This is a genomic window from uncultured Rothia sp. (assembly GCF_963555405.1).
GTDB lineage: Bacteria > Actinomycetota > Actinomycetes > Actinomycetales > Micrococcaceae > Rothia.
In genome coordinates this window covers 65171-85957 of the sequence record NZ_CAUVVO010000009.1, presented here as the reverse complement: position 1 = coordinate 85957, position 20787 = coordinate 65171, and the positions used below count along the sequence as shown (strand labels likewise).

14 protein-coding genes and 1 tRNA gene are annotated in these 20787 nt (G+C 62.8%); 11 read left to right on the top strand and 4 right to left on the bottom strand.

What is annotated here, in order from left to right:
• The first annotated feature begins 165 nt into the window (after positions 1-165).
• From RWL87_RS06985 to RWL87_RS06965, 5 genes are all read left to right on the top strand, one after another.
• Positions 166-241: transfer RNA gene (locus RWL87_RS06985), tRNA-Arg, on the top strand.
• Positions 242-579: 338 nt separating this feature from the next.
• Positions 580-2247: a DNA repair protein gene (locus tag RWL87_RS06980; RefSeq protein WP_313969369.1), complete on the top strand. Its 1668-nt coding sequence runs from the start codon at positions 580-582 to the stop codon at positions 2245-2247.
• On the top strand, positions 2247-3512 hold the full coding sequence (locus RWL87_RS06975; RefSeq protein WP_313969368.1) for a cell wall biosynthesis glycosyltransferase: 1266 nt from the start codon (positions 2247-2249) through the stop codon (positions 3510-3512). Before RWL87_RS06980 ends, RWL87_RS06975 begins: the two co-directional genes overlap by 1 nt.
• A 279-nt stretch (positions 3513-3791) precedes the next feature.
• Positions 3792-4112, top strand: coding sequence for a 2Fe-2S iron-sulfur cluster-binding protein (locus tag RWL87_RS06970; protein WP_005509285.1), 321 nt, complete (start codon positions 3792-3794; stop codon positions 4110-4112).
• A gap of 2 nt (positions 4113-4114) precedes the next feature.
• Positions 4115-5059 (top strand): DUF4232 domain-containing protein, encoded by a 945-nt coding sequence (locus RWL87_RS06965; protein ID WP_313969367.1) that lies wholly within the window; start codon positions 4115-4117, stop codon positions 5057-5059.
• 141 nt (positions 5060-5200) lie between these two features.
• On the opposite strand, the gene RWL87_RS06960 is transcribed toward RWL87_RS06965, so the two are convergent.
• Positions 5201-5788, bottom strand: coding sequence for a malonic semialdehyde reductase (locus RWL87_RS06960; protein ID WP_313969366.1), 588 nt, complete (start codon positions 5786-5788; stop codon positions 5201-5203).
• Positions 5789-5936: 148 nt separating this feature from the next.
• Here RWL87_RS06960 and RWL87_RS06955 point away from each other — a divergent pair, with 148 nt between their 5' ends.
• Positions 5937-11477, top strand: a complete 5541-nt coding sequence (locus RWL87_RS06955; protein ID WP_313969365.1) for a DEAD/DEAH box helicase — start codon at positions 5937-5939, stop codon at positions 11475-11477.
• Between the two features lie 291 nt (positions 11478-11768).
• On the opposite strand, the gene RWL87_RS06950 is transcribed toward RWL87_RS06955, so the two are convergent.
• The gene (locus tag RWL87_RS06950; RefSeq protein WP_313969364.1) at positions 11769-12353 is read right to left on the bottom strand and encodes a TetR/AcrR family transcriptional regulator; all 585 of its coding nucleotides are present in this window, start codon (positions 12351-12353) and stop codon (positions 11769-11771) included.
• A gap of 573 nt (positions 12354-12926) precedes the next feature.
• Between RWL87_RS06950 and RWL87_RS06945 the strand changes: the two genes are divergently transcribed.
• From RWL87_RS06945 to RWL87_RS06925, 5 genes are all read left to right on the top strand, one after another.
• Positions 12927-14099 (top strand): pseudouridine synthase, encoded by a 1173-nt coding sequence (locus tag RWL87_RS06945; RefSeq protein ID WP_313969363.1) that lies wholly within the window; start codon positions 12927-12929, stop codon positions 14097-14099.
• Between the two features lie 163 nt (positions 14100-14262).
• Positions 14263-15525: a glycoside hydrolase family 76 protein gene (locus RWL87_RS06940; RefSeq protein WP_313969362.1), complete on the top strand. Its 1263-nt coding sequence runs from the start codon at positions 14263-14265 to the stop codon at positions 15523-15525.
• A 114-nt stretch (positions 15526-15639) separates the two neighbouring features.
• Positions 15640-16578 (top strand): Dyp-type peroxidase, encoded by a 939-nt coding sequence (locus RWL87_RS06935; protein WP_313969361.1) that lies wholly within the window; start codon positions 15640-15642, stop codon positions 16576-16578.
• Between the two features lie 124 nt (positions 16579-16702).
• Entirely contained in the window at positions 16703-18013 is a 1311-nt protein-coding gene (gene tgt / locus RWL87_RS06930) for a tRNA guanosine(34) transglycosylase Tgt (RefSeq protein ID WP_070641819.1), read from the top strand.
• 32 nt (positions 18014-18045) lie between these two features.
• Positions 18046-18555, top strand: a complete 510-nt coding sequence (locus tag RWL87_RS06925; RefSeq protein ID WP_005507177.1) for an SRPBCC domain-containing protein — start codon at positions 18046-18048, stop codon at positions 18553-18555.
• A gap of 148 nt (positions 18556-18703) precedes the next feature.
• Here RWL87_RS06925 and RWL87_RS06920 read toward each other — a convergent pair whose 3' ends face one another.
• Together RWL87_RS06920 and RWL87_RS06915 are read right to left on the bottom strand one after the other, a co-directional pair.
• Positions 18704-19399, bottom strand: coding sequence for a hypothetical protein (locus tag RWL87_RS06920; protein WP_313969360.1), 696 nt, complete (start codon positions 19397-19399; stop codon positions 18704-18706).
• A 219-nt stretch (positions 19400-19618) separates the two neighbouring features.
• Positions 19619-20752, bottom strand: coding sequence for a phosphoglycerol transferase (locus RWL87_RS06915; RefSeq protein ID WP_313969359.1), 1134 nt, complete (start codon positions 20750-20752; stop codon positions 19619-19621).
• Positions 20753-20787 lie beyond the last annotated feature (35 nt).

Sequence of the window (20787 nt, the reverse complement as noted above, 5' to 3'; positions counted from 1 at the left end):
CGACCGCAAAAACCCCGGAATTCCGCGGTAAAACGGGGTATTTTCAACTCTCAAGGAGGGAATTTTAGGTATATTTCGAGATTTTCGGCTTGCACGCCCTCAAGGACATCCGTATAGTAGTACCTGTTGCCGCGACGGGTTGAAGAAATCCGAAGCGAGGAACATGCGCCTGTAGCTCAACGGATAGAGCATCTGACTACGGATCAGAAGGTTGGGGGTTCGAATCCCTTCGGGCGCACCAACAATCCCCGGTTCTTCGAACCGGGGATCTTTTGTGTATCCAGAAGTTGTGTGCAGAAGGCGCCACCCACTCAGCAGACGGCGCGGCATACAGAAACTACAGACATGTAGAAGCTGCAGCGTGCAGAGATACCTATACAGAGGTGTAGCAAGGGAGCCCACCAACTGGCGCTTCCGCTTCCGCACCAAAAACTGCACCAAAAGTGCACCTCAACCTGTGAATCCACAGATTTACGCTCCAAGATGACGTGCTCCGGGGCACACCCGTCGAAAAACGCCTACGATGGAAAGAGGACTCTCCACACATAGGTTGGAGAGCAGACAACACGAAGGAGCACTATGGCACAGCTATCCATTCCGCAGTCCCTGATAGGTGCGCTCATCGATATAGCTGATTTGGGAACGCTAGACTATTTCCCGCCCACCGAACGATGCGCCCACTGGTCCCTCTATGACGCGCAGCGCCAGGAGCTTCTTTGCCCCTGCGCACCCGCCGCCAACGCGTCCGCAGAGAAACTCTTTGAGGCTGCGGCGAAGATTCTTTACGAGAATTTCCCCCGATATATTGATTCGCCCGAGGAAATCATTCCTTATACCTCCCGTCAGGAACTCGTTGCCGCCCTGCGTCGCGGCGACGATGAGCCTGTTGACGAGGAGCAGAACGACCTGCAGGTAGCCGAAGCGACGACCGCAGACTCTACGGTTGAGGCTGAGGTTGAAACTATTTCTGCCGAGCCTGTAGCAGTTGAGGACACCGAGGTTAGCGCAGCTGATACTCCGCAGCCCGCGGCTCCGAAGCCTGCAGCTCCCAAGCCTGCAGCTCCCAAGCCTGCAGCACCGAAGCCGATCCCCTCCCCCGCGCTCTTTGCGGCACGTGCTGCGCAGGCGCCGAGCCCGGCTCCCAGCGTGCCGGAAGAGGCACCTGCGGAAGCGAACGCAGAAAAGACTGCAGCGGCGCCCAGCCCGGCAACGATTGCCGCCGCAACGTCTGCGGCACCCAAGCCTGCTGTTCCTATGCCGGTTGCACCCAAGCCCACTACGCCCAAGCCCGCCGTGGCGAAGCCTGCAGTGCCGACTCCCGGTGCACCATCCCCCGGCATGTTCCGCAAGTCCACGCTCACCTACCGACCGCCGCGCATCGAAGAGTACCTGGAGGGTCTGCGCGCCCGTCAGCAGGCAGCCGAAGCCGCCGCCGCGGAAGCTGCCCAGCAGGCAGAGGCTATCGAGCAGGCAGCCGTTGAAGAGCAGCAGGTGCTTGCCCAGTCCTTGCCGAGCGCACCCGCAGTGCCTACGACTTCAGGCCCCAAGCCGACCGCCCCGAAACCGGGTGCGCCGAAGCCCGCAGCTCCCACCCCGAGCGCGCCCGCAGCAGAACCGGTAGCCGCAGCACCTCGCGCCATTACCGCCGAGGATCGCGAACGCAACTACCGCCTGCGCCCGAGCCTGCGCGACCGCCTCGAACGCGAAAACATCAGCGAAGAGCTCGTGCGCACCATCCTGCGCGAGGGCGAAGCGGAACGCATCAACGACTGGACCATCCGCTTCACGCACGATGACTACCGCGTTGACGTGAACACCGCCTCCGCCGAAGTCATTACCGTCATTGACGAATACGACGCCGACTACAACGAGGCGACACAAACCTCCCTGGCACAGGGCGAATACACTTCGCTCAACGCCCTGGAGCTCGAGTTCAGCGAGCGCGCCCGCATCTTCCTGAAGAAGAACCCGCCGTTCGTTTTCGACCTGATGCTTCAGGCGCTGAGCAGCCCCGAGAGCGTGCGTATGGCTGACGGCTGGACCCGCATCTACGCGGCGCAGGGTCTGGAAATCGCAATCTCGCCGGATGAGCGGACTGTGCTGGCTCTGGCGAAGACCCCGGACTTCCATAACCTGCACGCGGAAGCCCTGCGTAAGGTGCAACTCGAAGAGCTCAGCAACACCCTGGCGAAGCAGACAGAAGATAAAGCCACCCAGGCGGAAAACACCACTGAGGAGGAGAAATAATGTCCGCTAAGCAGATTACCGTTCCTCTTGAGGTGTACGTTCGCCTGCAGGAGCTTGCCTCCCTCGCAACCTATAGCTACCGGGGCAACCAGGACTCCGACGAGAGCACGGCAAGCGATAAGCCGTGGGATTTGCTCGCTAAGGATGGCGCCTCCCTGCTCGATGAGAACGGCGCGCTCAAGCCCGAAGCGGCCGAGCTCTACTTCACCCTCCTACCGCTCATCGCTCAGGAATTTGTGGAGCAGCAGCAGGCGCTGGTGGATGCTTACCGTCAGGCACCCAAGCCCGCCGCCGCACGCGCCAAGATTCGCCCCTCCAACCAGCGCCTTATCCCGCTGACCGAGGTCCCGCTGGAGAACCAGCGTATTGCAGCGCGCATCGAGAAGGAGTTCTACGGCGAGGTGCCGCCGCGCCGCCGTATCTACGGTGTGCTCCCCGGCGTGATGGACTACATGATGCGCCACGGGCTCACCTACGAGCTGCTGCTGGACATCATTGAATCGCCCGCAAGCACGGTGGTTCAGGAAAGCGCGCAGGAGAACCGCTACGGTCGCGAAGTTACCCTCTATACGCACGAGGAGGAAGGCTACCAGGTGGTGCTCAACCCCCTGACCGCCGAGGTGCTCGCGCTACGCCCGCTGCAGGCCCTCGCGGGAGGCTACCAGCTCTCCCCCGATGCTCAAGCTCAGCTCAAGTCGTTTGGCCTGACCGGCGAGTATATTGCCCGCATCCTGGATGAGGCTGAGGACCGCCGCCCGATTCCCGGCAGTAGCCGCACCGTGTACTCACTCAACGGCTACCAGGTGGAGTTCTCGCACTCCGACCAGCAGGTGATTCGTATTAGCCGCGGCACCGCGCCCAGCCGTAACCCCTTCGAATCACAGCCGAGAATGAGCGGCACGAAGAGGCAGCGCGGCCGCAAGATCCCGCACGATGTGGATGCGTTCGTTCAGCTGCTGCAGGAGCACGGCTTCACCATCACCATGGGCGGTAAGCACTACGATATTCGCCACGAGAAGCTGGCTCCGGGTCAGAAGGCGGTCACCTCGGTGACTCCCTCGGATTCGCAGCGTTGGCACCTGAACTCGGCACGTCAGATCCGCAATACCTTCGGTATTGACCTGCGCTACGCCGACCCCCGCGATAGCGTGCGCGGTATTGTGCGCGGTCCGGGACGAAGCGTCCAGAATACTGATGACCACAGCGCAGAAAAGCAGGACGCCGAGAAGAGCGCGGAGAAGACAGCGGAGAAGGAATCCGAGTAGCTCTTCGTCACCGTTGAAGCGCGCCCGCGTGCCGGTTCTTTATACTGCCCCCAGCATGTCTTTGCATCTGGGGGCAGTATTCATTGGCGCCAATATCCCGCGTTGTCAGGGCAATACGGGGTAGACTGGGGGCAATACAGACATGCTACTCAGCATAAAAATTAATATGCGTTCCCGTGATATGCGTGACGGTAGGGTTGGGGATGCGCCACAAAGTACGGTGAATAACAGCCCCTACCTCTACAATAGAAACGCATCACTACAGAAGAAGGAGAACGCATGGGCGTAACGATTAAGGTCACTGACGAAGCAGGCGTAAACTACGACATTCAGTGGGAAGACCACCACACCCTCCTGGAAACCCTCCAGGCTAACGGCGTGCCGGTCCTCGCAACCTGCGGTGGTAACGCATCCTGCGCTACCTGCCACGGCTTCATCGACCCCGAGCACTTCGAGGCTTCCGGTGAGCGCACCGAAGCTGAACAGGACCTGCTCGACATGGTCGACGATGTCGCCAACGAATACTCTCGCCTGTGCTGCCAGGTCGAGTACGCCCCCGGTATGGACGGAGCAGAAATCCAAATGCAGGCGGCGATGTAATCATGTTTAAATCGGCTCAGGTACTCGCATCAACCACCCTCCTCTGTTGCGTGCTCGCGCTCAGTGGATGCGGCGCGTCCCAGGCCGGTCAGGAAGCTGAAGGCACCTCGGCACAGCCGAGCGCTTCGGCTTCGGTCAAGCCCGGCACGATTCGAGTAGCCTCCGACGGGGCTACCCCTTCGGTGAGCCCGGGTTCCATTACCGTGGTGAACTCCCCCGACGCGGAGCACCACGAGTCTTCCTCTGAGCACTCCGAGTCTTCCTCCCACACCGAGACTCACGAGTCGAAGCAGAGCTCCACTTCTGCCGATTCCCACCACGAGGGTTCCGAGCAGAACAAGTCGGACGACTCTGATTCTCAGCAGGATTCCCAGAAGGGCTCAGACTCGTCTTCGCAGTCGGGCTCTCGCTCTTCGGGTAACTCCTCGAATTCCTCCGGTTCCTCGAACTCGTCGAGTTCTTCCAACTCCTCGAATTCCTCGAGCTCTTCGGAGAAGTCCTCTAACTCCTCCAACAACAACGCTGAGGGACCGACCCAGTGCGATCTGGACGACCTGAACGTTTCGGTTGCCATTGGAGATGGCTCCCCCGGCGCTCGAAACTACACCCTGTACTTCCAGAACTCCTCGAACTCCCCCTGCACCCTGCGCGGCTACCCGCGCGTGGTCCATGCGGGTCCTTCGGGAACCTGGGTTGGTCGTGAGGCTTCCACCTCCGACGAGTACATGAACCCTGCGGGTGTGACCCTCAACCCCGGCGATAGCACCACCGCGGTGCTGCGTTCGGTGTACCCGGCACGCTTCGGTGACGCATGTGGTAGCCGCCCGGTTCAGGGCTTCCTGGTGGGTCTTCCCTCCGGTTCCGGTGGCGTGATTGTTCCGCTGGATACGACCGCGTGTTCCTCGTCTGTTCCGCAGCTGTCGGTGGGTCAGTTTGGTGCCCGCTAACGCGGCGTTTCAGGGTTAAGAAACCGGCGCGTATAACGCACATATAGTTCAAGGGCGGTTCCCCATGATGGGGAACCGCCCTTGAGCTGTCTATAAGTCTAAATCTAGGGTTTAGCTTTAGTCATACCATAGCGCGCGCTCTTAGAGGGAGCGAGCAACCTCATCGTGGCTGAAGCGTGCACCGCGCGGGTATGCGGGAGCCTCACCGTGGCCGATGTTGACGATCAGGAAGGGGATCTCTGCGTTGTCCGCGAAGAATTCCTTCTTGATGCCGGCGAAGTCTGCGCCAGTCATGGGGCCAGCATCCAGGCCGAGGGCGCGGATTGCGGTGATGAAGTAGCCTGCCTGCAGGTGAGCGCTCAGCTCAGCGGCGGGGGTGGCAAGCTCCTCGGTGGTGTAGAAGCCCTTGATGAAGCCGGCAGCGTTGGGGTTGAAGGTGTCAGCGTGCTCTACCCAGTTCGCGTCTGCGGAGAGGATTGCGGTCACCGGTGCCGCCTGGGTCTTAGCCTTGTTGCCGTCTACCAGGTGTGCGACGAGGCGCTCGCGTGCCTCGGGGCTCTTGACCCAGGTGATGCGCAGGGGCTGGCTATTGAAGGCGGTGGGGCCATAGAAGGTCAGTTCCTGGATGCGGCGCAGCTGCTCGTCGGTGACGGGTTCCTCGGTGAAGGAGGAGACGGTGCGCGGCTCGTGGAAGAGGCTGATGAGCTGTTCTTCGTTCAGGCGGGTCATGGTGAGGCTCCTTTGGGTTGTTCCCTCAGTCTATTACTTTACAAGTAAAACATTACATACTCTGTAGAGACACTGTCAAGCACATCTTCCTCCCCCAACCCCCAACAATTCAAGAGGCGCACACCATAAACCCCGCCATAATAGATACATGACCGACGCACTCTCCCACTTCTCCGCCCCCGTACGCGACTGGTTCCGCGCCACCTTCAGCGCACCTACCGCCGCCCAAGAAGGCGCCTGGGAGAGCATCCGCAACGGCAACAACACCCTCATCATCGCCCCCACCGGCTCCGGCAAAACCCTCGCCGCCTTCCTCTGGGCACTCGACGCCCTGCACCGCGAACACGAAGCCGGAACCGTAGGCGGCACGCGCATCCTCTACATCTCGCCCCTCAAAGCACTCGGCGCCGACGTCGAACGCAACCTGCGCGCACCGCTGACCGGAATCACGCGCCTGAGCGAAAACAACACGGGCGAACCGAACATCAGCGTGGGTGTGCGCAGCGGCGACACCCCCGCACGCGAACGCCGCCAACTCATCAGCAACCCGCCCGACATTCTTATCACCACCCCCGAATCCCTCTACCTCATGCTCACCAGCGCCGCCCGCAACACCCTCGCGGGCGTCACCACCGTGATCGTGGACGAGATCCATAACCTCGCCGCCACCAAACGCGGCGCGCACCTGGCAGTCTCCCTCGAACGCCTCGACGCGCTCCTCGAGAAGCCCGCGCAGCGCATTGGGCTCTCGGCAACCGTCGAAAACCCGGAGGCGGTCGCCCGGTTCCTCGGCGGCATTCAGCCGGTGACCATCATGAGCCGCCCGGTCGCCAAAGAATGGGACCTGCGTCTGAGCGTGCCCGTACCCGACATGGCGGCACTCGGAGGCGCCAACGACTACGGGCAGGGGCTCTACGCGCCCTCAGAATATGCACCCTCGGAGGTGCCAGGCGGCGGGACTGCACACTCCGCTTCTGCCGGCTCGCCGGTAAGTGCGGCGCAGCCTATCTCTAGTGCAGCAAGCATCCCGGCAAGCGCACCCTACACGCTCGAAGATGCCATTGGCGTATTCCCCGGGCAGGAAATCGAGCAAGCAAACCCAGCTCAGGAACCCGCGCAAGCAGACCCGGCACGACAGGGCGATACCGCCGCGCCCAAAAATACGCTCACCATCCCGGAAGAGGCATTGCGCGAGGGAGCGCTGCACGAAAAGGCGTTGCGAGACACCCCCGATAGCGAGCGCCCCGAGACCTCCATCTGGCCGCGTGTGCAGGAGCGCATCGTCGATCATATTGAGAACAACCGTTCTACGATTGTTTTCGTGAACTCGCGTGGACTAGCGGAAAAGCTCACCGCGGCACTTAACGATATTCACCTGCGCCGCGTCCTCGCACAGCAGGGAATCGACCCCGAAGACTACGCGGCAGGCATCTCCGACATTGCCGAGGTGCCGCCGCTCGCCCGCGCACACCACGGCTCCGTGTCCAAGGAACAGCGCACCCTCATCGAGGAGGCACTCAAGGGCGGAACCCTGCGCTGCGTGGTCGCCACCAGCTCCCTGGAGCTGGGCATCGACATGGGTCACGTGGACCTCGTCATCCAGGTGTCGGCGCCTCCCTCGGTCGCCTCCGCACTGCAGCGCGTGGGTCGCGCTGGACACCGTGTGGGCGAAATTTCGCGCGGATTCTTCTATCCCAAGCACCGCGGCGACCTGCTCGGCGCAACCGTCACCCTCGCCGGAATGCGCAGCGGAACCCTCGAGCCGCTTGCCATCCCCACCAACCCCCTGGACGTACTCGCGCAGCAGACCGTCGCCGCCTGCGCGTTGGGCCCCATCAGCGTGGACTCCTGGTACGAGGCGCTACGCCGCAGCGCACCCTACGCCGAACTGCCGCGCGCCCTCTTCGACTCCGTACTCGAAATGCTCGCCGGACGCTATCCCTCCGACGAGTTCGCCGAACTGCGCCCGCGCATCATCTGGGACCGCACCCCCACCGAGGAAGCCCCCTCCGGCAGTATTGAGGGCCGCCCGGGTGCGCAGCGCCTCGCCGTCACCAGCGGCGGCACGATTCCCGACCGCGGGCTCTTCCCCGTCTACCTGGTCAGCGGCGATGAAGAGCGCGGCCCCAAGCGGGTGGGTGAGCTCGACGAGGAAATGGTGTACGAATCCCGTGCCGGCGAGGTCATCACCCTCGGCGCGAGCAGTTGGCGCATTGAAGAAATTACGCACGACGCGGTGCGGGTCTCCCCCGCTCCCGGTCAGCCCGCGCGCCTGCCCTTCTGGCACGGCGACCGCATGGGCCGCCCCTACGCCCTGGGCGTGCAGACGGGTGCGTTCACGCGCGCCCTCTCCAGCCTGGACGCCACCGATAGCGCCGCCGCCCGCCAGCAGCTCGAACAGCTCGGACTGGACACCTGGGCGGTCGATAACCTGCTCGCCTACCTGCGTGAGCAGCGCGAATCCACCGGAGCGGTCCCCTCCGACACCCGCATGATTGTAGAGCGGCACCGCGACGAACTGGGCGATTGGCGCGTGGTCCTGCACTCGCCGCTCGGCTACGGGGTGCACGCGCCCTGGGCGCTGGCGGTGCGCGCCCGCATTGAGGAGCAGTACGGGGTGGACGCCTCCGTCATGGCGAGTGATGACGGCTTGATTCTGCGCCTGCCCGCCATGGAGGATGTGCCGCCCGGCGCTGACCTGTTCCTCTTCGACCCGGACGAGCTGGAGGCGATTGTCACCGAGCACGTGGGCGATTCGGCGCTTTTTGCGTCTCGGTTCCGTGAGAATGCGGCGCGTGCCCTGCTGTTGCCGCGCCGTAATCCGGGTAAGCGCACCCCGCTGTGGCAACAGCGTCAGCGTGCAGCGCAGCTGCTGGATGTGGCGCGTAAGTACCCTGATTTTCCGGTGCTTTTGGAGACGGCGCGCGAGTGTCTGCAGGATGTGTACGATGTTCCGGCGCTGGTTCAAGTGCACCGTTCGTTGCAGTCTCGGACGGTGTCCATGCTGGAGGTTGAGACGAATGACCCTTCGCCTTTTGCGCGCACCCTGCTCTTTGAGTACGTTGCCGAGCACCTCTACGACGGCGATGCGCCCGCCGCCGAACGTCGCGCCGCCGCGCTGTCGCTGGACCCGGCGTTGCTGGCTGAACTACTGGGGTCGAGCGGTCTGCGCGACCTGCTGGATCCGGCGGTTCTGGTGCAGACTCAGCAGCGTCTGCAGCGTACGGGTGAGCGTTACCGCGCCTGCGGCGTGGAGGGTGTGGCGGATCTTTTGCGTCAGCTGGGTCCGTTGAGCGCGCGGGAGTTGAGTCTGCGCTTGCGTGCCGACAACCCGCGGACTGCGGCACCTGACGCCAAGCATGAGGACTCCGAAGATTACAGCGAGGAGTACGGCGCGCACGCCAGCACGGATCAGGCGCGCGCCCTGGCGGAGCAGCTGGTGCGCTCGCGCCGCGCGTTCTCATTCATGGGAGCTGCCGATGGTTCCACCGAGCCGCAACTGTACTATGCGGCGGTTGAGGATGCCGCGCGCCTGCGCGATGGACTGGGCATTATGCCCGCCGCGGCGCTTCCTGCTGCCCTTTTGGAGTCGGTCGCGGAGCCTTTAGAGGACCTGGTTTCTCGCTATGCGCGCACCCATATTCCCTTCACGGCGCAGCAGGCGGCGGAGCATTTTTCGCGCCTGACCCCGGTGGGTGTGGGCGTGCTGACCCCGGTGTTGCAGCGTCTTCAGCAGCAGCGCCGCCTAAGCTCTGGCGAGTTCCTGCCCGAGGTGCTGCGCGCCTCCGGGGCGGTCGGTGTTGAGTGGGTGGATACTCAGGTTTTGCGCACGATTCGTGCCCGTTCTCTGGCGGCGCTGCGTGAGGAGATTGAGCCGGTATCGGTGCAGGTCTACGGCGTTTTCCTGCCTTCGTGGCAGAACGTTCGTTCTTTATCCGTGCGGATTGCGCAGACCCTGCCGGAGGCGAGCGCCTACGGTGCGTTCATACCCTCCCGCCGCGCCGCCACAGTGGTGGGCGAGAGGGTGGCACCCCTCGGCTCGGCATCATTCAATCCGACGGCAGAAAACGGCACCATCCATGCGAGCCAGGACTCCACCTCCGCCACGGAGGATTTGCTCACCGCCATCGACCAGCTGGCGGGTGTGCGCGTACCGGCTTCCGCGCTGGAGACGCTGATTCTTCCGGCGCGCGTGCCCGGCTACCAGCCGCACATGCTGGACGAGCTCATGGCCAGCGGCAGGGTGTTCTTCACCGGCGCCGGTCAGCTCGGCGGCGGTAGCGCACAGAAGTCTGACGGCTGGATTCGCCTGCATTTGAGCGAGAGTTCTTCGCTGACCCTGGGCGAGGACTACCCGGAGCAGCTGGTGCGCGCGGAGAACCCGGAACCCTGGGAGGCGCTGCAGACTCCGGGCACACTCGAGCACGCCATCTATGAGGCGCTGGCTCACGGCGGCCTGTTCGTGCCGGCGCTGCGTGAGCGGGTGGCGCAGCTGATGAGTGCGGCTGCACCCGCCGGTCAGGTGGTGACCTTCCCGGATGCGGCGGAGGTTTCGGCGGCGCTGTGGCGTCTGGTGTGGGCTGGTGCGGTGACGAACGATAGTTTCGCGCCGGTTCGGGCGATGCTTGCGGGCGTGCGCAGTGCGCATCCGACTCCGGCACCTGCCGCGCGTCTGTCGCGGGTGGGTCGCCGCGGTGCGGGTCGTATTGCGGCGGCGCGCGCCTCCATGGGTAACGGCATGGCGGGCGGCTACGGCACTGACGGTTATAGTTCCGGCAGCTACTCTGCGCCTGCCGCCGGGCGCGGTCTGCGTTCCCTGCGCGGTCATTCCCTGCGCGGCGGGCTCCATGCCGCCGCTCCCGCCGTTGCCCCGCAGGATAGCGGCCGTTTCTCCCGCGTGGACACGCTCCTGCAGGAGCCCGTGGAGGCGACGGTTGCGGCACTCGCACGCGCCGACCTGCTCTTGGACCGCTACGGTGTGCTGACTCGCGGGTGCCTGCAGGTGGAGGATTCTACCGGCGGGTTCTCGCAGCTGTACCGGATTTATTCGGCGGCTGAGGATCGTGCGCTGGTGCGTCGCGGCTACTTTATTGAGGGTTTGGGTGCGGCGCAATTTGCTGCCCCGGCGACGGTGGATCTGTTGCGTTCCGCCGCCGATAATCTCAGCATTCACGCAGGTCCGCAGGCTTTTGGAGCGAGTGTCTACACCCCGCAGCGTACCGATACCGAGCAGGTGTACGGCACGTTCACAGTGACCCTTCTGGCGGCGACCGACCCGGCGAACCCTTACGGTGCGGCATTGAGCTGGCCCGCAATTCCCTCCTTTGCGCACGAGGGCGAGGGCGCCGTGAAGCACCGCCCGGCGCGTAAGGCGGGCGCCTGCGTGGTGCTGGTGGACGGCGCCCCGGTGCTGTACGTGGAGCGCGGCGCGAAGACCCTGCTGGCATTTACGACCGACCCGGTGCTTCTGGAGGCGGCGGCCCCCGCCCTGGCGCGCCTGGTGTCTGCCGGTGGTGCGGAGAAGATTTCGGTAGAGAAGGTCAACGATGTGGAGCTTTTGGGCACCCATACTTTGAGCGCCTCCGGTAGCGAAATTGTGGAGCATCCGGTGGAGGCACTGCGCGCGGCGCTACAGGCGCAGGGTTTCTATGCGACGGTTCGCGGACTGTCGTTGCGACGCTCCATTTAGCGCCCTCCGCGTAGAGCCTCAGGCTCAGCCTCAAGTTAAGCTAATTCCTTCACCCTCAACCTGAACATCACAAAATCTGAGCATCATAATGCCCCGTACCCTCACGGAAAGGGGGTACGGGGCATTATGTTTCCCTACTCACGAACCGGGTGGTGTTCCCGGAGTCCGCCACGTCGCAAGCGGCGCGGCGGAGGAATAACCGCCCGGATGTCCACGTCGCCTTTGCCGTGGAGCACGTAACCAAACATCGGAGCGGGAAGTCCTACGTTGACCTGTCACTTCTTGAGGCAGCTAGTAGCCGCCGGTGAGGGTGTCCACGGCACCCAGGCACAGGTCGATGGCTTCTTCGAGCCCGAGCCCGCGGGAGCGAACGGTACGCTGATCGCGGGGGTTGAGCTGCACGACGTGCAGGGCGAAGTAGTCGACGAGTTGCAACCAACCACCGAGGATGACGCGGGTGCGGTCATTAATCGGCATGCCGGTGTGCTCGAGCATCCATTCGAGGTAGTCGGTGGGGTTGTTCGGGAAGTCTTCCCCACCGGGGGTGGGGACACCGGCTACGACGAGGAAGTACGTACGCAGTGCATTGCGCAGGGCCTCTTCGGGGTTTTCGTGGTGCTCGCCCAGGGCTTCGAGGACTGCTTTGGCTTCGCGTCGGGTGACGGCTGCCGCCAGGGAGTCCTTGCCGGGGAAGTAGTGGTAGAGCAGGGCTCGCGTGATGCCAGCGTCGCGGGCAATAGCACTCATGGAGGCGCCGAGCACGCCGCGGCGAGCGAAATGTTCTGCAGCAATTTTCAGAATTTGCTCTTCGCGTTCGTGCGGTTCCATGCGCAGGGCACCGGTGCGAGGCTCTGCATTCTTTTGTGAATGTTCCATAACCTCTCCTGCTTTATTTTCCGGTATTTTAGAATTGTCCGATTGCATCGCTGTCATCGGGGCTGTTCCTTTAATCTCTGCATCCTTGCGCTGTTTCTGTCCCATTTCGACCCCTTCGTTCGACATTTCGAACTTCTGTGTCTTAATCGTACCGCTTTAAGGCGGTTTCCAGCCTTTATTAAGGTGTTTATGACGTAGGATGCCCAGGTTAGCAGGTCTTTAATTGCTTTACATCTTTTATACTTAGAAAAACCACAGGGGCTAAATTGAGGGTTATTAGTTTCTGATTTGACAGCATTTTCGAAAATACCGCACTTAAACGCTGTTTTTTGTAAAATTAATGCAGTTTTTTTAAATTAAATGTCCAATAATTTCAAAAATTTGTGAAGTTTTCGTTTTTTGTTCCACACATTCACACATACGTGCATGAGTGTCAGACAAATCTGATTTTCGCAACCCCACAGCCAGACCCACGGCAATATTTCCACCCGCCTCATCCGGTAGACAGCCCGGTTCAGCCCGGCTCATCTGAGCCGCCACCGACCGGCCCCGCGAAGACGGTAGAGTAGAGCCATGCCCACACAGAACACCGCACGCCCGCAGTCCAGCTCTCAGCCCGATACGCAGCAGGGAATACAGCCCGACACCGCCCACCAGGCGAAGCCTGCACGCCGCACGCATCGCCGTCTGCTGACCCCTCCCCTGGCGCAGAAGAACGGCATTGACCCGATTCAGCTGATTCTGCCGTACCTAGAGGAGCTCCCCGCCGAGCTTGCCCCGAACGGTAGCTCCGCGACCAGCACCACCCCGAGCAGCACCGCCCCGGCGACCATTGCGGACTATCTGATTGCGCGCTTCTACCCGAACGACCCGCAGATTATTCACGCCCGCTTTAATACTGGCGAGGTGCGTCTGGATGACGGCACAATCCTGACCAGCGATAGCCCCTACATGCCGGGCGAGCGCATCTGGTACTTCCGCGAGCTTGCCGATGAGCCGGAGCTGCCCTCCGATATGCCGGTGCTCTACGAGGACGAGCACGTGCTGGCGATTGATAAGCCGCATTTTCTGCCGACGACCCCACGCGGTTCCTATATTGCGCAGACCGCGCTGACCAAGTTGCGGGTGCGCGAGCAGAACCCGCTGCTGATTCCGATTCACCGTCTGGACCGCCCGACCGCGGGCGTGCTGCTTTTTGCTAAGACCGTGGAGGCGCGCCGTCCCTTCCAGATGATGTTTCAGCACCGCCGGGTGTCGAAGACTTACCGTACCGTGGCGCCGGTACCCGCCGATATTGCGGCATTCGAGCAGACGTTGAGTGCGGAGGGTCTGCAGGTGCGTTCGCATATTCAGAAGATTCGTGATCGGTTGCAGGTTCAGCAGCTTTCTGAGCAAGAGTGCGCGGCGCAGGGCGTGGAGCCAAATACGCTCACGACCGCGAAGATTCTGCGGACTTTCACCCCGAGCGCGCAGGCGGTCGAGAGTTGGCGCGCGGAACCGAATAGAGAATGGGCGCTCTATGATTTGGCTCCTCACACCGGCAAGACGCACCAGTTGCGGGCGCACCTGAACCTGCTGGGCTCACCCATTCTGGGCGATGTGCTCTACCCGCAGGTACTCCCCGATGCCCCCGACCGCCCCGAGTACCCGCTGCAGCTGCTGGCGTATAGCCTGCGCTTTGAGCACCCCATCACCGGTGAGCGGGTGAATCTGTACAGCGGACGTTCGCTGGCTGCAGCCGCCTAAGCGGTTTTTGAGTGGCGTTCATCCCGTTCCCTGCGGTGCATCTTCTTGGCGGGCTCTCGAAGAGGGATCACACCCGAGAGCCCGCCCACAGCATCCGGGCGCTCAGAGGGCAAAAAGTGGGATAATTTCAGACGTAATACTTCACCGCAACTACAGAGGGTCCATGAATTCCCAGCCGTCTTCCCACAACGCGCAGTCTCTGGAGTCGATTAGCGAGTACGCCGAGCGCACCTCCTCGCATGCCGCTGCCGCAGCCGCCAGCGTCACCGACACCTTCGCGCACCGCATCCTTGGTGTTCCCGGCGCCCTCATCGGTTCGGTGCAGGTACCCGACCCGCGCCCGCTGAGCCAGCGCCTAAACATTTGGCATTACTGGTGGCAGGCGCACCTGCTGGACTGCGTGATTGATGCCGGCCAGCGTCACCTGCGCGAGGGCGATATCACCGCCGCTCAGGAGGAACTGCACCGTGCCCGCGCACTGTTGCGCGGCATTAACGTGCGTAATTACGGCCGCTTCGCGAACGACTACTTTGACGATATGGCGTGGCTGACCCTCGCGGTGGGTCGTATGAACTCTTTCTGCATTGAGCTGACCGGCGCGAACGATGTTGCCGCCCAGGATGCTGGCGCGGCTCTCTTCGAGCAGCTGGCAAAGGGTTTCTCCCCGGTGGGTGGCATGAGTTGGCGCAAGTCCAAGCGTGATTTTGTGAATGCTGCGGCGACCGCGCCGACCGCCCTGGCGTATGTGCGTGCGGGCGACCCGAAGACTGCCGCCGCGCTCATGGACTGGATGAACGAAACCCTCTGGGATGCAGAACGTTCGCTCTATATTGACGGCGTGAACGTGCGCGGCGACGAGTACGACTACGAACGCGGCGAATACACCTACAACCAGGGAACCGCCCTCGGCGCCCTGCTGAGCCTCGCCGCCTCCGGCGTGCCCTGCGAGGTGGACCCCGCCGAACGCGCCGAACGCCTCATCGTCGGCATCGTCAAGCACATGACCGAAGAGGTGGAGTTCCTCTCCGGTGCGCGCCGCCGCATCCTCATCTCGCACGGCGACGGCGACGGTGGCCTGTTCACCGGCATTCTCGTACGCTACCTGGGCATGGCGGCATCCTCGCCGCTGCTCAGCGATGAGGCGCGAGCGCTCGCATCCACCCTGGTGTACTCGACCGCACGCGCCCTGTGGGAGGGCCGCCGCGAGTTTGACCCCGACCTTCCGATGAACGAGTACGGCATTGATCCGAACGAGATTCGCGGTAAGGCGCTCGTGCAGTTCTCCCCGCGGTTCACCGAGCCGATGAGTAAGGTCGTGAAGCCCGGCGCGCCGGTGGAGCTGTCCACTCAGGTGCAGGCGTGGACTATTTTTGAGACGGCGGCACGTCTGGCGCATGCCCGTGACCTCGCCTCCCACGGTTTCTAAACACAGCTTTTATATTCCATAGCGTTGATACCAGCCCTAGCCTTCTCTCAGCAGCGCAGAAGGTTAGGGCTGGTTTCATTGCGGGGGCTTGCAGGCAGGCGTACGGTGAATTTTATGCTTGCTTCAGAATCACAACAGGTCACTGCCAGCCCGAACGCTAACACCATTTTCATGGTGTGGAAGTTCAAGGAAGGCGTCTCCCAGGACGCGCTCATTGAGGGGTTCCAGAACCTCTGCGGGCTCGTCATTAACCTCAACCACACCGCCGCTAACCGCTACTCGCCCGAGAACGCTAACGTCGTTCTGGGTATCAGCCACAGCGCGTGGCTGACCCTGGATCTGCCCAAGCCGCTGCCGCAGGAGCTTGTGGAGTTCGAGGAGATTAGGGGCCCCAAGCACACTGCAGTCTCCACTCCCGGCAATCTGCACTTCCACATCCGCGCGACCCAGCCGTCGGTTGCCTACGATATGGCGTCCGCTATTACCGCGGCTCTGCGCGATATTGCCGAGGTGCTCGAGGAGGTGCACGGCTTCCGTTACTGGGACGGCCGCTCCATCATCGGTTTTGTGGACGGCACCGAGAACCCGCAGACCCCCGCGGCACGCGAATACTTCGGCCTCATCGGTGACGACGACCCCGCGTACAAGGGCGGCAGCTATCAGTTCGTACAGAAGTACATTCACGACATGACCGCGTGGAACGCCCTGCCCGTCTCCGAGCAGGAGAAGGTCATCGGCCGCTCCAAGCACGACGACATCGAGATGAGCGAGGACGAAAAGCCCGCCAACTCGCACTCCGCCATCGCCAATATCGGTGACGACTTCAAGGTTATTCGCGACAACATGCCCTTCGGCACCGTGGGTAACAACGAGCTGGGCACCTACTTCATCTGCTACGCCAGCACCTTCTCGACCGTTCAGAAGATGCTCATGAACATGTTCATGGGAGTGGACGGCGCCAACTACGACCGTCTGCTGGATTTCAGCACCGCGGTGACCGGCACCCTCTTCTTCGTGCCGACCGTGGATATGCTCGGCGACTTCGCCGGCTAAGCTTGGCTGAACCCAGCTGCGCCCGGCTAGCTTCTTGCGAACCCCGCCTCCGGCAAAGGAGGCGGGGTTTTCCGGTAGGCTAGGGTGTAGACATTCAGACGGAAAGCAAACAATCGAGAGAAGAATGAGCGTTCTAGATAACTCTTTCCCCACCGAGGACTTTGGCTTCACCATCACCAGCCGCCTGGCGGACACCGCCTCCCCCAGCGCTGAACGTGTAGAAGCCAACGGCGGACAGTTCCGCGGACGCACCGGTGTCATCACCACCCCGCACGGACAGATTCAGACCCCCGCCTTCACCCCCGTGGGCACCAAGGCAACCGTCAAGGCGGTCCTGCCCGAATCCATGAAGGAGCTCGGCGCTCAGGCTCTGCTCTCCAACGCCTACCACCTGTACCTGCAGCCCGGCCCCGAAATCCTGGATGCGGCAGGCGGCCTGGGTGCCTTTATGAACTGGGACGGCCCCACCTTCACCGACTCCGGCGGCTTCCAGGTCATGAGCTTGGGTTCCGGATTCAAAAAGGTTATCGACATGGGTACCGTCGCGGGCGCTAAGGGCGCCGACGGCCGCCCCCTCGGCGACGACGACGTGGCGAAGGGCAAGGAACGCCTCGCTCACATTGACGACGACGGCGTAAACTTCAAGTCGCATATTGACGGCTCGATTCACCGCTTCACCCCCGAGGTGTCCATGCAGGTTCAGCACCAGATTGGTGCCGACGTCATGTTCGCCTTCGACGAGCTGACCACCCTCTACAACTCCCGCGGCTACCAGGAGGAGGCTCTCGAACGCACCCGCCTGTGGGCGCTGCGCTGCATCGCTGAGCACCAGCGACTGACCGCAGAGCGCGTGGGCAAGCCCTACCAGGCGCTGTTCGGCGTGATTCAGGGCGCCCAGTACGAGGACCTGCGCCGCAAGGCATGCCAGGACCTCGGCTCCATGCCCTTTGACGGTTTCGGCATCGGTGGCGCGCTCGAGAAGGAAAACCTCGGCACCATCGTGCGCTGGTGCGCCGAAGAGCTGCCCGAATCCAAGCCCCGCCACCTGCTCGGCATCTCCGAACCCGACGACATCTTCGTCGGCATCGAGAACGGTGTGGACACCTTCGACTGCGTCTCCCCCACCCGCGTGGCACGCAACGCAGCCGTCTACTCCCCCACCGGCCGCTACAACATCACCAACGCACGCTTCAAAGCAGACTTCTCGCCCATCTACGAGGGCTGCGACTGCTACACCTGCACCCACTACACCCGCGCCTACCTGCGCCACCTCTTCAAAGCGGACGAGCGTCTGGCGGCGACCCTCGCATCCATCCACAATGAGCGTTTCATCGTGCGCATGGTGGACGACGCCCGCGAAGCCATCAAGGACGGCACCTACTTCGAGTACCGTGACGAGTTCCTCGGCAACTACTACTCCGGCAAGAAGCCCTAAACCCGCTCTTCAACCCGTTTAAGGAGAACCCTATGAGCATCACTCATGTTCCCGATGAGGAGCTTCTCGTCTTCGACCACGAGATTGCCGCACCGGTCGAGGACGTCTTCGGCGCCTACCTGGACCCCGAACTGCTGGTCCGCTGGTACGGCCCCGCCGGCTGGCACGTGCGCCCCACCGACGTTGTCGTGGAGCCCGTCGTCGGCGGCATGCAACGCCTGTCCATGATCAACGAGGTTGACCCCTCGGTGTCCTGCATTCTGCAGAGCCGCTTTTTGAGCATTGAACCGTTCAAGGAGCTCGAATACGCCGAGCAGCTGCCCGACCACCTGGGCAACCCCGGTAGCGTGCTGGTGTACCAGCGTCACCGTTTCTTCCCCGAAACCGTGATTACCGCCGACGGCGTGGGTTCCGGTACCCGCATCGTCATTGAGATTGGTCCCATGCCCGCCTCGGTCCACGAGGAGGTGCGCACCACCTGGCGTTCGACCTTCGCCCGCCTGGATGACGTGCTCGCCGCCCGTGCCCGCGGAGAGCTCTAAAACCCGCCGCGCCAGCTGCCTGAGATAGCTTCGAGACACGAAAGCGCCGCGTTGACGAATCATTCGTCAACGCGGCGCTTGTGTTTAACACCCGTGCTTTGCGGGGGGGGTCCTTCTGGGGTGTGCCCTGCCGGGTGTGAGTCGTAAACTAGTTGGTCAGCTTCACGGTAATGACGGTGCTGCCACCATCCAGGGACACGCACTCGGGGGTCGCACGATCCGCGCCGTCGCCCGGCTTCCAGTAGCAGCGCGCCGACATGACGGTACGCTCACCATTCGCCTTATCGGTCACCTCGGCGGGGTTCTGCACCACAAACTGGCGGATCAACTCACGCGCAAACAGGCAATCCACCGCACCCGAGGCCACCTGAACCGTAGCATTGTGCTTCAGGTAGCCGGTAGCGTCCATGCTGCCGCAGCTACCGCCCGCAGACTGAACATCCGAGCTGGACAGGCTTGCGGTGCTCGACGCGCTCGCCGAAGTATTCGCCTTAGCCGATGCGGAGGAGCTCGCCTTCGCGCTCGCCTGCGCGGTCGCTGCGGGGCTTACGGTAGTGATGGTGCCGGGGGTGACGGTAGCCGCCGCGCTGGGGGTGTGCACAGTACCGGCGGTCGGAGTGCTTTCAGTGACCGTTGCGGTGCGGGTGGGGCTGGCGGTTGCCTTCGCGCTCGTAGCGCTCGGGCTCGGGGTCGCAGTAGCGCTCGGGGAGGCGGTAGTGGCGCCTCCGGAGCACGCCGACAGCGCCAGCAGGAGCGTGGCACCGAGCGCCACGGGGCTGTAGCGCTTAGCGGTGCGGAGAGTAGTAGAAGAAGTCTGGGTAGAGTGCTTCTGTGCCGGATGCATGGTGACCTTTCTGCGTCATCGGTTCGGGTTCCTACCCAGTATTCTAAAGACGCTACCTGTGAGCTAGCTATACGCCTACTTAGGAGCCCGCAGGGTAGCCCCCTAAAAACACCGCAGGAAGAACGCACCAGGCAGAAGAACACAGCAGGAGGGGCTCCCCGGCATTGCAGGGAGCCCCTCCCGAGCTATCGACAAACCATTATGCCCGCGCGCTCCGTTTTAGAACTGACCGCCACCAATCGGAACCGAGTAGGTTCCGCCGTCCTGGCAGGTCATCATGCCGTCCTCCGGATCACCGTAGCAGGTAATCTGCTTACCGGAAGCCGCAGGGAATGTCGTCACATTATTCGGGCGCAACATGAGCGTGTTCGCAGTCGTGCTCTCGGCATGCAGAGTCGCGGGGGCAACATCCTCCACGCGCTCATCGTAGGCACCCGTAGCAAAATTCATGCGGGTGATGCGCACCGGCGCCGAGAAGGTACGACCCACCGCGCCGTTACCATCGGTGAGCTGACCGCCCAGACGACGCTCACAGGTCAGAGTTGACTCAGCGGGATTCAACTCGCAGACGGTGCGCTCATCGTAGCTCTTGAAACGGTAGTAGCCGGCACCGGAGTCGTACCGGGCAGGATCCATGAGGAACGGGATCTCGGGAGCGTCCGGGTTCTGCAGGCGAGCCACGAAGGCGGCATCCTCGCCAATAGTGCATTCGGGGGCGCCGCGGTCCTCGCGACGGTTCTCAGCCATCTCGTACTGCGGGTTCCAGTAGCAGGTGGCGTCCTGAACCTTCGCGATCTGGTGCTGGGTCAGGTTGTCGTCGGCACGCGGGGTGGTGACGTACTCGGTCAGCACATCCAGTGCGTGGGCGCAGTCCACGGTACCGCGCAACACGATGATTTCCGCGCCACCCTTCAGGTAGCCCTTGCGCCCGATGTGTCCGCAGCGCTCGCCGGCGGAGGCGCGTTCAGCCTCCACCTTTTCGGGCGCGCGAGGAGTGTCACCGGTAGGAGTCGCTGCCGCGGTGGGGGTTTCCTTCGCCTCAGCGGGTGCGGAGGATTCGGACGCCTTCGCCTCGGTGCTCTCTGCGGGGGCGGGCACCTGGGTTTCGGTGACCGTCGGCTCGGTACTCTTTGCCGGCTCAGCGCTCTTCGTCGGCGATGCCGTCGAGGACGGTAGCGGGTACTTCGAGTGGTTAGCCGTGCCGGAGGCGCTGGGGTTCGACGAGGAGTTTTCGCTCTGAGAACCGCCAAAGCAGCCAGTCAGGGCAAGGAGCAGGGCGGCGGCGCATCCGGTGGCGCGCATCGTGCGGCGACCCCAACCGGCAGGGCCTGCCTGAGTGTGGTGAAACGACATTGTTATCTCTCCCGGGAATGAACCTTTTGCACCCT